The sequence below is a fragment of the Labrenzia sp. PHM005 genome (assembly GCF_006517275.1).
Classification (GTDB): Bacteria; Pseudomonadota; Alphaproteobacteria; order Rhizobiales; family Stappiaceae; genus Roseibium.
In genome coordinates, this window is sequence record NZ_CP041191.1 from 3,762,251 (window position 1) to 3,775,437 (window position 13,187).

Below are 13,187 nucleotides of genomic sequence, written 5' to 3' on the forward strand. Positions count from 1 at the left end.
ATGTCCGCATGAGATGGAGACCGGCGATGGCTATTTCGCCCCCTTCAGATTTGATCCTGGATGTCGCCAAGGCGGCCGATCCAATGGAAATCAAAGAAGCGGCCAATCGGCTAAAGACGATGGCTGTCAATGCAAGCGGTGCTGATTTTAGTTTGGCATTTTACTCTGCAAAAGCTGGCACTCCGGGTACTGCAGGATTTGATTTGTTCCGCCCGGGTAGTGCCGGGGAAACTCCGGCGCAGAAATCGCCGGCTGAGAAATTCGAAGCGATGATCCTCACCCAGTTTGTTGAAACCATGCTGCCAAAAGAGGCCGAGATGGTGTTCGGCAAGGGCACCACCGGTGAAATCTGGAAATCGATGCTGGCCGAACAGGTTGCTGGTCAATTGGCTGCCAGCGGAGGAGTTGGTGTTGCCGACTTGATCTCAGACACTCTCACTCAAGGAGCTAAAACCTGATGGACACCGCACAGGACCTTGTCGTGCGAACCCCGATCGGGAATCCGGCCGCTTCCGCGCCTCTGCTTGTTGCCGTTGAGCGCGCCATTGAAGTAGTGGATGCTGAAACCAAGGCATTGCGCGCGGATCCGACAACCAATCTGAAGCCGTTTGAATACCGCAAGAGCCAGGCACTTTTGGACCTGACCCGCGCCCGGTCGGCGGTTCCCGCGCCAGCTTACACAGATGAGTTGAAGGACGGTCTGCGCGAATTCAAAGCGGCGCTGGAAGAAAACGTCAAACTTCTGGGACTGCATATGGATGCGGTGTCCGAAGTTGTTCAAATCATGTCGCGCACGATGATTGATCAAGAGTCGGACGGTACCTATGAAGCGCCGTTCCCGGAGCCCGCCCGATGATGAAGATGCTAGCGGCAGGTCTATGGATGTCGTTCACAATGCTGGTGTCCGGATATGGAACGGCCAAATATATCTCGGCTCAAAACCAGTCCGGCCCGCCGGAAGAAACGGCCTTTGTCGGGCTCGATTACGAGACCTTGAAACCGGTGAACGTGCCGATCCTGTTTGAAGGCGCGCTGCAAGGCTATGTGGTTGCCAAACTGGTGTTCACCGCTGATGGCGACACCCTGCGCCGCTTGCCGGTGCCGCCGCATCCGTTCCTGGTCGATGAGGCCTTCCGGGCGCTTTATGCGGATGAAACCCTCGATTTCCGCAACCTGGAACGCTACGACCTCGAAAGTCTGACCAAGCATGTGAAAGAAGTCACCAATCAGCGTATTGGCCGAAAGGTCGTGCAAGATGTTCTGGTGGAAGAATTCAACTATTTCGACAAGGAGGATGTGCTGAGCCACTAACGCTTCGGCAATCGTCCCTTGTCATCCGTTCTCCATGCCGCCTCCCGGGCGACCAGCCGGCGTTTGCTTCGTGCAAGTGCCGGTTTTTTTGTTCTATTGGATTAGGAAAACGGTCCCGGCTCAAGGCCGGGACAGCGATATAGTGCGAATTAGGCTGCGGCCAAGCCGCGTTTTTCCAAGAGAGCATCGATTTTCGGAGCGCGGCCGCGGAAGGCGATATAGGCGTCCTCCGGATCGGGCTTGCCGCCAGCAGAATAGATGTTGTCCAGTAGCTTTTGAGCCGTTTCCTTGTCGAAGATATCGCCTTTTTCTTCAAAGGCGCCAAAGGCATCAGCGTCCATCACCTCCGACCACATGTAGCTGTAATAGCCGGAGGAATAACCATCGCCGGAAAAGACATGTTGAAAGTGCGGAATGCGGTGGCGCATGGTGATCGCCTTCGGCATGCCGATCTTCTTTAGTTCCGTCTTTTCAAATTCGACCGGGTCGAAGCTGGAGGGATCGTCGAGAAGATGCAGATCGAGGTCCAGCAGCGCGCAGGCCGTATATTCGACCGTGGCAAAACCCTGATTGAAATTCGCGGCGGCCAGCAGCTTGTCCAAAAGTGCTTTGGGCATGGCTTCGCCGGTTTTGTAGTGAACGGCGAATTTAGACAGGACTTCGGGCTCCGACAGCCAGTGCTCATAAAGCTGGGAAGGAAGCTCGACAAAGTCGCGTGCGACCGATGTTCCGGAAATCATCGGATAGGTGACATTCGACAAGAGCCCGTGCAGCGCATGGCCAAACTCGTGGAACAACGTGCGGGCATCGTCAAAGGTTAAAAGCGTCGCTTCACCTTCCGCGCCTTTTGAGAAGTTCATCACGTTGACGATCACCGGCGTGACATCACCGTCGAGCCTGTGCTGGGAGCGGAACGCGCTCATCCAGGCGCCAGAACGTTTGGAGGGCCTAGCGAAATAATCCCCCAAGAATAGTCCTGCATGGTTTCCGGCCTTATCCAGCACCTCAAAGACGCGGACATCTGGATGATAGACCGGCATGTCGTTTAATTCTCGGAAAGAGATTCCGAAGAGACGTGTTGCCGTATCAAAGGCGGCCTCGATGATCTTGTCGAGCTGCAGATAAGGCTTCAGTTCAGCTTCATCGAGATCATGTTCGGCCTTGCGGACTTTTTCCGAATAAAACCGCCAGTCCCAGGCTTCGATGTCATGGTTTTCGCCGAGGCTTTGGGCCATCTCTCCCAGTTTTTCCGCTTCCTCGTTTGCGCGTTTGACGGCAGGCGCCCAGACTTTGGTCAGCAGATCCCGGACATTCTCCGGTTTTTTGGCCATGGTGTCGTCGAGCTTGAAAGCGGCGAAATTTTCAAATCCGAGCAGCTTGGCCCTTTCAGAGCGCAGCTCTAAGGTTTCCTTGATGATCGCACGGTTGTCGGTTTCGCCGCCATTTTCCCCGCGGGCGGACCAGGCCTTGAAGGCTTCTTCACGCAAACGCCGGTTGGTAGAAAACTGCAAGAATGGTTCGATTGAGGAGCGGGAGAGGGTGATGACGTGTTTGCCGTCAAGGCCGCGCTCCTTGGCAGCTTCAGCTGCTGCGGCGATCAGGAAGTCGGGAAGGCCCGCCCGGTCTTCATCGGTTTCCAGAATCAGCTGGTAGTCTGATTCGTCCTTCAACACGTTTTGCGAGAAAGACGTGCCCAGCGTTGCCAGCTTTTGGGAAAGACCGGCCATGCGGGTCTTGTCATCGGCATCAAGGCCGGCACCGGCGCGCTGGAACATCTTGTAGTAGCGCTCCAGGACCTTAGCGTCCTCGTCGTTCAGGCCGAGCGTATCTTTCTGTTCCCAAAGAGCGGCAATGCGGCCATAGAGTTTGGCGTTCAGCAGGGTATCCGAGCTGTGTTTGGCGAGTTTTGGCGCCAGATCCCGCTCGATCTTTTGCAGAGATTCATTGGTGTGGGCGCCGGTCAGATTGAAAAAGGTCCGGGCGACCTTGGTCAGAACTTTGCCGGACTTTTCCATGGCAACAACAGTGTTTTCAAACGTTGCTGCGTCCGCCTGATCAGCAATTTGATCGATCTCGATACGTGCGTCTGCCATCGACTTTTCGAACGCCTCTTTGTAATGGCTCGGCTCAATCTCAGAAAACGGCGGTAGCTCGAACGGTGTGGTCCAGTCGGCAAGAAGCGGATTGACGGTCATGAAAGTCCTCGAAGCAATCGGAAATTGTTTCCTCAGATATGGCGCGGCAGAGCGCCGGTTCCAAGAGGCAATTGTTTTGATTGGATCTTATGCCCAAACGAAACTGCCTCAACACAAATGATCTTCTGGGATCAGGAAAATCAGAATCGTTTGAGGGCTAGAGACCCAAGGCCGGACATGGCGATGAGGGTGAGACCGCCAAGGGCGATTGGATCGGGCCAGTCGCCAAAAACCAAAATGCCGAGAAGGGTTGCGGAAATCAGCTGCGTGTAGACCAATGGCGCGACAAGGCTGGCGTCGGCCATCCGGTTGGCAACAACCAGCAGGTAATTGCCGCCGGCCGACCCAAGAGCGCTCGCCACAATCAGAAGCCAAAGGACAGTGTCATTCGGTGGTAGCGGTGAATTCAATCCAATAGGGGTGAGCAGAAGCGTGCCGATAATAAGCTGCGAAACCAGCAAGACACTTGCGCGCATGGCCCCGGCCAGCAGTTTGGTCATGAAGAGATAACAGCCGTAAAAAATCCCGGCGAGGATCGCAAACAATGTCCCCGTCGACATGCCAAATCCGGGTTTGACCACCAAAAGAACACCGAGGAACCCAAGGCCGAGCAACAGCGAGTGGAGAGGTGTTGGCCGCTCTTTCAAGAAGATGATGGCCAGAATGTAGGAGATGATTGGGCCGACAAAGAACGCGCCAAAAACATTTGCAATCGGTTCTGTTTTGAGGGCAATGAGGATCGAGCAAATGCCGCCGGTGATGAAAACTGCGCGGAGAAGCACGCGCCAGTCCTTCAGTACGATCAAATCGCACCAGCTAAACCGGGCCAGTGGCAATAGCGCCAAAGCTCCGATGGCAAACCGGGACCAGGCCACCACAAAGGGGCGACACCAGCTTGGGTCAACAGCTTGCCGCAGGTGTCTCCAACAACCACCAGGGAGACGGCGAGAAAGACGGTGCTCGCAAGACGGCTCAGTTCGATTGCGGACATGAAAAACAACTTGAAAAGACGAGAAAGGACTTCTTCAGCGGTCAGTCATCAGAGGCCTAAAGAGCTGCCTTGGCAAGGCCGGAATTGTGGTTTTGGTACGGTCTGATCCAATGCAAACCTTGCAAAAAAGAAGGATCAGCTGCCAAAGAGAACCTTATGCATCAGCCTGCCGGGCATGAAGGCGAAAAAACCAGCGACCACCAGCGCCCCGGAATAGAGCAAAATCATTGTTTTTCGATGTTCCGGCACCTTTTTGTTCCGGGCTTCGCGAACACCGTTGAGGACCCCGGCAAGTGCCAGCAGCGACAAAAGATGGATCGGACTGAACGGCCCCCAGAGGCGGATGTCATAGATGAAGAAGCTCGACCCGGCCGTCCAAAGCATCAGGACGATCCAGAAGTAGCCAAGTGTTCTGTGCTGGCCGGAGCCCTTGGCAGCGGCCAGCTGATAGGCTCCCACAAAAAACGCCAATGTTGCAGCGATTGCATGGCTGGCGATCAGGAAGCCAGCATCAAACAAGGGTGTCAGGTCCATCCTGGTTGTGCCTATACTGTCTTAGGTTGCTGCTGGGTGGCGCAATGAATGCCGCCGCCTGTTTCTCCAAGAGGATCGACATTTAAGGCGATGACTTCGCGGCCGGGATACAACGCCTTCAGTGTTGTAGCCGCTTCATGATCCGTCTCCGGATCACCAAACTGGGCACAGACGACAGCACCATTACAAACGTAATAGTTCACGTAGGAGGCAACAAAGTCATCCGAGGTCACACGGGTGCGGTCAGGTGAGGGGATTTCGCTGATTTTTACTGGGCGGCCACGGGCATCTGTTGCTGACCTCAAGATGGATAGTGTTTTTCTAGCGGAGACGGAAAAGATATCATCGTCTTTAGGATAAGGGACCTGGATGATGACTTCACCCGGCCGAATGAACCTAGCCAAAGCATCGATGTGATCGTCCGTGATGTCGTATCCGGGGACACCTGGCGCCCAGATCATTTTTTCTGCGCCGTAGGCGGACAGCAATCTGTTTTCGATTTCAGCTTTGGGAAGTGCGTTCCGATTGTCATTTACCCAGCAGCTTTCATGGGCGAGCAAGGTGCCGTCGCCGTCCCATTCCACACCGCCAGGTTCGCCAAATAGGCCGCTGGGATAGATCTCTAGGCCGAGCCGGTGAGCGACACGCGCAGCAATCTCGCCATCGTTGCCGTGAACCTGTTTGCCGCCCCAGCCGTTAAACTGAATGCCGGAGATGGCGAGACCGCCATTGTCATTGATAACAAACAGCGGACCTGCATCCCGGCACCACAAATCGTCTGTCGGAATGTCCCAGACTTCGACTGGATCAGAAAGAAGCCGGGAAGCAGCTGGCAAGTGCTCTTTGCTCATGAGCATTACGACCGGCTCAAATTCGGCTATGGTGTTGGCGATATCGGCGATCGTTTGTTGCAGGTCTGCAAGGAACCAACGGTCCGGATGCACGGTTCGATTGACAGGCCACTGCATGAAAGTGCGCTCATGCGGCTCTTCTTCGGCCGGCACATAAAAGCCATCCGGTAATCCATTGATTGATGCCCGTGCTGGCATAAGCGAACCACCTCCAGAAACTGCTGCCGTCATCAATGTGGCGGTTGCACCGCTTCGCTTCAAAAACTGCCGCCGTGTGAGCTTTGTCTTCGTCACCACATGGTTCCCTTCGCCCGGTCCAGCCATTCTGAATCATAGGTTTTTCCGTCGAAATTGTCCTTAATTTCCTGCAGGATCTGGCCGGGTGTTGGCACATCGTTTTTGGTGACCTGTTTGTCCAGGTTCCAGAGATCTGCCCGCATAAGGGCACGGGCACATTGGAAATATACTTCTTCGGTCGTGATTTCGATAACCGATCGTGGTTGTTCGCCTTCCTTTTCAAAGGACGCCAGCAAAGCCGGGTCGACCGAAATGACCGCCTGTCCATTGATCCTGAGTACATTGTTCCAGCCCGGGATCATGAACATCAGCGACACACGGGAATCGCGAATGATATTGCGCAGCGAATCCATGCGATTGTTGCCGCGCCGATCGGGCATCTGCAGGGTACGTGAATCTTTGATACGAACGACAGGTCCGGCCTCGCCGCGCGGGGAACAATCGAGCCCTTCAGGGCCAGCTGTTGTCAGGGTGCAAAAACACGATTTTTCGACAATGTCCCGGTAGGCCCGTGTGAGTCGGTCGGTCACCTTGATCACGGACGTTTCACCCGGAACTCCGTAGTGATTTTCCAGTTCATCAATCGTTTTAACAATAGTCATTTTACACTCATGAGCTTGGCCAATTGGGCAGGAAATAAACAAATGCTGTTTTTATGGGCAGTTTCGGAGCCTGTGCAACGGTTGAACCGATGCTCTGATACCAGATTCTCATATAACTTTTGTCTAATAGCTCCCAAGTGGGCTGATTTTAGAGGTTTACGTAAAGGTTATATTGCGGTGCAGCGTGCCGTGAGGCCGGTTGGCTGTAATGATGGCGCGTTTAATGTTTGCGCTGCATCATGAATGCTCTCTCACTGGCAGTATTTAGCCGGTGTTACTTCGAAAGTATTATACGCTCTCGTAATAGGGCGATCCGATAGTCGTATTGCTGTTCAGTTCTCAACGTTTTTACAGTCGGCGCAGCTCGCAGTTTTGACTCAGAGGATCCGGATTACCGGACGGGGAACAGGTCGAAGCTGCTGGCCGCTGTACAGCTATTGCAGGCGTGCTCAAAGGGAGCATGTCATGCCTTTCGGGAGGAAAGAATGAGCTTAATTCGCAAACCCCTTAATCGCCGTTCGATCTTGCGCGCTGGCGCCATGGGCGGGGCTGCTCTTGCAACACCGACTATCTTCACTAGCAAAGCATGGTCCGCTGGATACTTGAATGAGCCAAAGGGCGCTGAAGTTATCTTGGGTTTCAACGTCCCGCAGACCGGCGCTTATGCCGATGAGGGCGCTGATGAGCTGCGCGCCTATCAGCTCGCTGTTAAGCACCTGAACGGTGAAGGCGACGGCGGTATGCTGAACACCTTCTCGTCCAAGGTTCTGCAAGGTGAGGGCGTCAACGGCAAAAAGGTCGCTTATGTAACCGGTGACACGCAAACCAAGTCCGATGCAGCCCGTGCGTCTGCTAAGCGCATGATCGAAAAAGACGGTGCGGTGATGATCACCGGCGGTTCGTCTTCTGGTGTGGCGATTGCGGTGCAATCTCTGTGTCAGGAAGCTGGCGTCATCTTCATGGCCGGCCTGACCCACTCCAACGACACCACCGGTAAAGACCGCCGGGCTAACGGTTTCCGTCACTTCTTCAACACGGAAATGACCGGTGCTGCTCTCGGTCCGGTGCTTAAGAACGCATTCGGCTCCGACCGGAAAGCGTATCACCTGACCGCTGACTACACTTGGGGCTGGTCTCAGGAAGGATCCATCAAGAAGTACACTGAGGCTCTGGGTTGGGAAACCACCGCTGCAGTCCGCACGCCGCTCGGCGCTGGTGACTTCTCCCAGTACATCACTCCGGTTCTGAACTCCGGTGCTGACGTTCTGGTTCTGAACCACTACGGCAAGGACATGGTGAACTCCCTGACACAGGCTGTTCAGTTCGGTCTGCGCGACAAGCAAGTCAACGGCAAAGACTTCCAGATCGTCGTGCCGCTGTTCTCGCGTCTGATGGCGCAGGGTGCCGGTGAAAACATCAAGGGCATCTTCGGTTCTACCAACTGGAACTGGTCACTGCAGGACGAAGGCTCCAAGGCATTCGTCAAGTCCTTCGGTCAGGAATACGGCTTCCCGCCGAGCCAGGCAGCTCACACCACCTACTGTCAGACTCTGCTTTATGCAGATGCTGCTCAGCGCGCTGGTACGTTTGAGCCTTGCGCAGTTGCTGCTGCTCTTGAGGACTTCGAGTTCGACGGCCTCGGTAATGGTCCGACCCTCTACCGCGGTGCTGACCACCAGTGCTTCAAGGACGTTCTGGTCGTGAAGGGTAAAGAAAACCCAAGCTCGCAGTTCGACCTTCTCGAAGTGGTTGAAGTGACCCCGCGTGCACAGGTTGAGTACGCACCGGACATGGCAGATGTCGCTGGTGAACTCGGCACTTGCAACAACGGCGCTTAATCGCCCGAACTAAAGCAGCCGCCGGAGGTGTATCTCCGGCGGCTGTTTTCTGAAATGAGCCTATGGCTTTGGAACGAGCGGCAAAATCATGGATGTGATTCTACTTCAACTGCTTAACGGGCTAGACAAAGGCGGAGCCTATGCGCTGATCGCCCTTGGATTGACCCTTATTTTCGGTACCCTCGGTGTCGTGAACTTCGCCCATGGTGCGCTGTTCATGCTTGGTGCTTTCTGCGCGGTGACCTTCAACAGACTGTTGAGTGTTGAATTGGTGACCTTGGACCCAACCAAAACAACGGCCTGGGGAACACCACTGGAAGTCCGGGTTCCTTATGTGGAGGCCTATCTTGGCGATTTCGGCGCCTGGATCCTCAACTACTCAGTTCCTGTCTCCATCCTTGTCGCCATTCCGGTGATGCTGCTGATCGGCTTCATTATGGAACGCGGGCTGATCAAGCATTTTTACAACCGGGCGCACGCTGATCAGATCCTGGTGACCTTCGGTCTTGCGATCGTAATTCAGGAAATCATCAAGTCTATGTATGGCGCAAATCCGATCCCGCAAACAGCACCAGAGGCTGTTCGCGGCGCTGCCGATATCGGCGCTATTTTCGGATTTGATCCTGGGGTTATCGTTTACCCATACTGGCGTATGGTCTATCTCGGCTTTGCCGCTGCCGTGATTGCCGCTGTCTTTGCTTTCCTACAATTCACCACCTTTGGTATGGTGGTCAGGGCCGGCATGGCAGACCGCGACACAGTTGGCCTTCTCGGCATCAACATCCAGCGCCGTTTTACGATTGTTTTTGCAATCGCTGCCGTCGTCGCGGGTCTTGCCGGGGTCATGTACACACCGATCTTGCCACCTGATTACCACATGGGCATGGACTTCCTCGTTCTGTCATTCGTCGTGGTGGTTGTGGGCGGAATGGGCTCGCTGCCAGGCGCAGTCTCAGCCGGTTTCCTGCTTGGAATTCTACAGTCATTTGCCTCCATGAACGAGGTCAAGGCAATCCTGCCGGGCATCGACCAGATCATCATCTATCTTGTTGCCGTGGTCATCCTACTCGTGCGTCCGCGCGGGCTGATGGGCCGCAAGGGCGTCATGGAGAACTAAGAACATGGTCAAAAACTCATCTCCTTCGCTTGATCTGATCTACTTTCTGGTCTTTGCAGGCGCCGTACTGACAATGCCGATCTGGCTGACCCCGATCGGGGCCGGCTATCCGGATCTCTTGCAGAAGTTCGCAATCTTTGGTCTCTTTGCTACTGGCTTCAATCTGCTGTTCGGCCTGACAGGATACCTGTCCTTTGGTCATGCGGCATTCTTGGGGGTCGGCTCCTATACTGCGGTCTGGTCGTTCAAGCTTCTGGGCATGAACCCGATCCCGGCCGCGATCCTGGCGGTGCTGACAACCGGCTTGTTTGCCTTGGCAATCGGCTACATTTCGCTGCGCCGGTCGGGTATTTACTTCTCGATCCTGACGCTCGCCTTTGCGCAGATGTCCTACAATCTGGCTTACTCTGTGCTGACGCCGATCACCAACGGTGAAACCGGCCTGCGTGTTCTGGAAAGCGATCCGCGGATTTTTGATGGTGCAGGTTCTGCTGACGGTCCCTTGATCTCCAATCTCTTCGGCATCGAAATGACGGGCTATTCTGGCTTCTATTTCTGCGCCGTTGTGATGCTGATCGGCTTCTTTGTTGCTCAGCGGATCTTCCGCTCGCCGTTCGGTATCATGCTGCGCGCAGTGAAGACCAACCAGAACCGGATGACATACACAGGGCTCAATCCGCGTCCTTATACGCTGGCCGCGTTTGTCATCTCCGGCATGTATGCTGGCCTTGCCGGCGCGTTGATGTGTATCACGGATCCGCTGGCCGGTGCTGAGCGCATGCAGTGGACGGCGTCGGGTGAGGTGGTCCTCATGACCATTCTCGGCGGCGCGGGCACCTTGCTCGGACCGATCTTCGGTGCTGCCTTGATCAAATATTTTGAGAACATCTTCTCCGCTTTCAACGAGCAAACCTTGCATGAAATCTTTGGTTTCCTGCCGGACTTCGTGGAAACGCCTGTTGTGGCCATCTCTGGTCTATTTGTCGGCGAAGGCTGGCACCTGACCCTGGGGGTTCTGTTCATGATGATCGTGATCTTCCTGCCAGGTGGCTTGATGGAAGGGTTCGCGCGGATTGGACGTTTGTTTAAGCGCATAACGTCAAAGTCTGACACAGACACCCGTGGTGCGACCACGGCCCCTGCAGAGTAAGGAAAACATAGATGGATATCCTTAAAGTAGAGGGCGTGAACAAGTCGTTCGGCGGACTGAGAGCCCTCAATGAAGTAAACTTCTCGGTAGAAGAAGGAATTGTTCACGCGATCATCGGCCCGAATGGGGCCGGCAAATCGACCTTCTTGAACTGCATGATCGGCCGTTTGGCGCCGGACACAGGCACCGTGATGTTTGGCGACATCTCACTCACCGGGATGAAGCCTTATGAGATCAATCAGGTCGGTGTATCGCGCGTGTTCCAGACCCCAGAGATCTTCACGGATTTGTCGCTTCTGGAAAACGTCATGATCCCGAGTATGGCCAAGCGCGATGGTGTCTTTGCTCTGCAGGCGTTCAAACGCCTGGACCAGGATGCGGAGATCATCGACAAGGCTATGCACATGCTGGAAGACGTTGGCCTGGCGGAGAAAAAAGACATTGTGGCTGGTTCGTTGTCACGCGGTGATAAACGGCGCTTGGAGCTGGCGATGTGTCTGTCCCAGGATCCGAAACTTTTGCTCCTGGATGAGCCGACTGCGGGCATGTCCCGTGCAGATACCAACAACACCATCGATCTTCTGAAACGGATCGGCGATCGCGGCATTACCAAGGTGGTCATCGAGCACGACATGCACGTTGTGTTCTCGCTGGCCGACAAGGTCTCTGTGCTGGCTCAGGGCGCGATCATCGCCGAAGGCAAACCGGAAGACATCAAAGGCGATCCGCGCGTACAGGAAGCCTATCTCGGAGGAGCGCACCTGTGACGACTATTCTGGAAAACCAGTTTGAGGGCAAATCCGCACCGGGTATGAAACCGGTGACGGCAAAGGGTGGTGCGCCTGCCTTTTTCTCCGCCTGGGATTTGCATGCTTACTACGGCGAAAGTTACATCGTTCAGGGTGTGAATTTCGATGTTCGTGAAGGTGAAATCCTGGCCTTGTTGGGCCGGAACGGCGCTGGCAAGACGTCGACCTTGCGCGCAATCGCAAGGATGGATGATCCGCAGCTGACACGTGGCGAGATTTGGCTGGATCACCAGCCGCTGCACGATATGCAGAGTTATCAAGCGGCACGGGTCGGCGTTGGTCTTGTCCCTGAAGACCGGCGGATTATTCCAGGCCTGACGGTTGAGGAAAACCTTGAACTGTCGCAAATTGCCGAGCCGAAGGGCTGGTCGATTGAGCGGATTTACGAACACTTTCCGCGTTTGGCCGAACGGCGGATGCAGGAAGCTGTGACCATGTCCGGCGGGGAACAGCAGATGCTCGCCGTTGCCCGGATCCTGGCCCGCGACATCAAGCTGCTGCTGCTGGATGAGCCTTATGAAGGCCTGGCTCCGGTAATCGTTCAGGAAATTGAGCGCATTCTGGAAGGTGTCAAAGAGCTTGGCATGACCACAATCATCGTGGAGCAAAACGCCATCGCTGCGCTTCATCTGGCCGACCGCGCTGTGATCTTGGATATGGGCGAGGTGGTGTTTGACGGCACGGCCCAGGAAGTTCTCGATAACGCTGAACTTCGTCAGGAGTATCTCGCGATCTAAGTTTCTGGACACTGAGTTTTAAAGGGCCGGCGCTTTGCGCCGGCTTTTTTTATGTCGGCAAAAAAGGATTCCAGGCCGGATATATTGCTTGGTATCCGGTGACAAATTAGGGGTAGTCATTTATCAGGGTTTGATGATGAGTATTGCTATTTCCGATTGAATATATTGTCATAAATACCTATTATTTTTCGAAATTAAATTGCATTTGGAGAATATACATGCGGTCCTTGTTGGGGTTCATTTTTTTCATTGGATTTATTGCCTGCGCGCAGGCGGACACGATCAGACGAGACGCACCTGCAAACAAAACCTCTTATGTCGGTGGTCATTCGGTTTACAATCCCGACTGCACAGCTGGGGCCATTCCCATATTAAAGCTGACAAAAAAACCAAAACACGGGAAAGTCACATTTCAGAAGCACAAGCATAAGCTCGGCGAAAGGGCTGGCCGGTGCGAAGGCACCCAGGTCACCGGTAATTTCATTCTGTACCAGCCGGAACGCGGTTTTAAAGGGGAAGATACGTTTAAGGTTGGTTTCGTTATGGATCACTATGACGAAGGTTCAGAGATTAGGCACGTTGTGAATAAATACGTTATAACCGTCAAATAGAGATGAATTATTACTTCCGGATATCAAACTTAGATCGGAAGATAATGGAATTACGATTGGGGGATAATTGTACGTTGTCCGCCTTTATCTTTTTCCTATACTGAGCATGATAAAACAGCCATTCATGAACTCGGCGGGGATAGA

15 protein-coding genes are annotated in these 13,187 nt (G+C 54.3%); 9 read left to right on the forward strand and 6 right to left on the reverse strand.

Features of this window, described 5'->3' with window-relative positions:
- Positions 1-26: 26 nt before the first annotated feature.
- From FJ695_RS17025 to FJ695_RS17035, 3 genes are read left to right on the forward strand one after another with little or no spacing between them, the layout of a single operon-like run.
- On the forward strand, positions 27-458 hold the full coding sequence (locus FJ695_RS17025; RefSeq protein ID WP_141186560.1) for a rod-binding protein: 432 nt from the start codon (positions 27-29) through the stop codon (positions 456-458).
- On the forward strand, positions 458-856 hold the full coding sequence (locus FJ695_RS17030) for a hypothetical protein (protein ID WP_209010695.1): 399 nt from the start codon (positions 458-460) through the stop codon (positions 854-856). Before FJ695_RS17025 ends, FJ695_RS17030 begins: the two co-directional genes overlap by 1 nt.
- Positions 853-1,311 (forward strand): hypothetical protein, encoded by a 459-nt coding sequence (locus FJ695_RS17035; protein ID WP_141186561.1) that lies wholly within the window; start codon positions 853-855, stop codon positions 1,309-1,311. Before FJ695_RS17030 ends, FJ695_RS17035 begins: the two co-directional genes overlap by 4 nt.
- Before the next feature lie 149 nt (positions 1,312-1,460).
- On the opposite strand, the gene FJ695_RS17040 is transcribed toward FJ695_RS17035, so the two are convergent.
- The 6 genes from FJ695_RS17040 to FJ695_RS17060 form a co-directional block, all read right to left on the reverse strand.
- Positions 1,461-3,506, reverse strand: coding sequence for a M3 family metallopeptidase (locus FJ695_RS17040; protein ID WP_141186562.1), 2,046 nt, complete (start codon positions 3,504-3,506; stop codon positions 1,461-1,463).
- A 140-nt stretch (positions 3,507-3,646) separates the two neighbouring features.
- Positions 3,647-4,384 (reverse strand): DMT family transporter, encoded by a 738-nt coding sequence (locus FJ695_RS17045; RefSeq protein ID WP_209010696.1) that lies wholly within the window; start codon positions 4,382-4,384, stop codon positions 3,647-3,649.
- On the reverse strand, positions 4,309-4,497 hold the full coding sequence (locus FJ695_RS28185) for a hypothetical protein (protein WP_209011235.1): 189 nt from the start codon (positions 4,495-4,497) through the stop codon (positions 4,309-4,311). The genes FJ695_RS17045 and FJ695_RS28185 overlap by 76 nt, the downstream gene beginning before the upstream one ends.
- A 135-nt stretch (positions 4,498-4,632) precedes the next feature.
- Positions 4,633-5,031, reverse strand: coding sequence for a DUF2306 domain-containing protein (locus FJ695_RS17050; protein ID WP_141186563.1), 399 nt, complete (start codon positions 5,029-5,031; stop codon positions 4,633-4,635).
- Positions 5,032-5,042: 11 nt separating this feature from the next.
- Complete coding sequence (locus tag FJ695_RS17055; protein WP_209010697.1) at positions 5,043-6,176, reverse strand: agmatine/peptidylarginine deiminase; 1,134 nt, start codon at positions 6,174-6,176, stop codon at positions 5,043-5,045.
- Positions 6,173-6,781, reverse strand: a complete 609-nt coding sequence (locus FJ695_RS17060) for a pyridoxamine 5'-phosphate oxidase family protein (RefSeq protein WP_141186565.1) — start codon at positions 6,779-6,781, stop codon at positions 6,173-6,175. Before FJ695_RS17060 ends, FJ695_RS17055 begins: the two co-directional genes overlap by 4 nt.
- Positions 6,782-7,266: 485 nt before the next feature.
- Between FJ695_RS17060 and FJ695_RS17065 the strand changes: the two genes are divergently transcribed.
- The 6 genes from FJ695_RS17065 to FJ695_RS17090 all read left to right on the forward strand — a co-directional run bounded on the left by FJ695_RS17065 (position 7,267) and on the right by FJ695_RS17090 (position 13,043).
- Positions 7,267-8,619 carry a substrate-binding protein gene (locus FJ695_RS17065; RefSeq protein WP_141186566.1) on the forward strand — a complete coding sequence of 451 codons (1,353 nt, stop codon included), beginning with the start codon at positions 7,267-7,269 and terminating at the stop codon, positions 8,617-8,619.
- Positions 8,620-8,707: 88 nt separating this feature from the next.
- Positions 8,708-9,736 (forward strand): branched-chain amino acid ABC transporter permease, encoded by a 1,029-nt coding sequence (locus tag FJ695_RS17070; protein WP_141186567.1) that lies wholly within the window; start codon positions 8,708-8,710, stop codon positions 9,734-9,736.
- Between the two features lie 4 nt (positions 9,737-9,740).
- Entirely contained in the window at positions 9,741-10,886 is a 1,146-nt protein-coding gene (locus FJ695_RS17075) for a branched-chain amino acid ABC transporter permease (protein WP_141186568.1), read from the forward strand.
- An 11-nt stretch (positions 10,887-10,897) separates the two neighbouring features.
- On the forward strand, positions 10,898-11,653 hold the full coding sequence (locus FJ695_RS17080) for an ABC transporter ATP-binding protein (protein ID WP_141186569.1): 756 nt from the start codon (positions 10,898-10,900) through the stop codon (positions 11,651-11,653).
- 44 nt (positions 11,654-11,697) lie between these two features.
- A complete protein-coding gene (locus FJ695_RS17085) occupies positions 11,698-12,432 on the forward strand; it encodes an ABC transporter ATP-binding protein (RefSeq protein ID WP_141188779.1) in 735 nt (244 codons plus the stop codon).
- A gap of 218 nt (positions 12,433-12,650) precedes the next feature.
- Complete coding sequence (locus FJ695_RS17090; protein WP_141186570.1) at positions 12,651-13,043, forward strand: hypothetical protein; 393 nt, start codon at positions 12,651-12,653, stop codon at positions 13,041-13,043.
- Positions 13,044-13,187 lie beyond the last annotated feature (144 nt).

Coding starts and splice junctions, on each gene's coding strand:
- FJ695_RS17025 (WP_141186560.1), top strand. CDS start 27: ATGGCTATTTCGCCCCCTTCAGATTTGATCCTGGATGTCGCCAAGGCG.
- FJ695_RS17030 (WP_209010695.1), top strand. CDS start 458: ATGGACACCGCACAGGACCTTGTCGTGCGAACCCCGATCGGGAATCCG.
- FJ695_RS17035 (WP_141186561.1), top strand. CDS start 853: ATGATGAAGATGCTAGCGGCAGGTCTATGGATGTCGTTCACAATGCTG.
- FJ695_RS17040 (WP_141186562.1), bottom strand. CDS start 3,506: ATGACCGTCAATCCGCTTCTTGCCGACTGGACCACACCGTTCGAGCTA.
- FJ695_RS28185 (WP_209011235.1), bottom strand. CDS start 4,497: ATGTCCGCAATCGAACTGAGCCGTCTTGCGAGCACCGTCTTTCTCGCC.
- FJ695_RS17050 (WP_141186563.1), bottom strand. CDS start 5,031: ATGGACCTGACACCCTTGTTTGATGCTGGCTTCCTGATCGCCAGCCAT.
- FJ695_RS17060 (WP_141186565.1), bottom strand. CDS start 6,781: ATGACTATTGTTAAAACGATTGATGAACTGGAAAATCACTACGGAGTT.
- FJ695_RS17065 (WP_141186566.1), top strand. CDS start 7,267: ATGAGCTTAATTCGCAAACCCCTTAATCGCCGTTCGATCTTGCGCGCT.
- FJ695_RS17070 (WP_141186567.1), top strand. CDS start 8,708: ATGGATGTGATTCTACTTCAACTGCTTAACGGGCTAGACAAAGGCGGA.
- FJ695_RS17075 (WP_141186568.1), top strand. CDS start 9,741: ATGGTCAAAAACTCATCTCCTTCGCTTGATCTGATCTACTTTCTGGTC.
- FJ695_RS17080 (WP_141186569.1), top strand. CDS start 10,898: ATGGATATCCTTAAAGTAGAGGGCGTGAACAAGTCGTTCGGCGGACTG.
- FJ695_RS17085 (WP_141188779.1), top strand. CDS start 11,698: ATGAAACCGGTGACGGCAAAGGGTGGTGCGCCTGCCTTTTTCTCCGCC.
- FJ695_RS17090 (WP_141186570.1), top strand. CDS start 12,651: ATGCGGTCCTTGTTGGGGTTCATTTTTTTCATTGGATTTATTGCCTGC.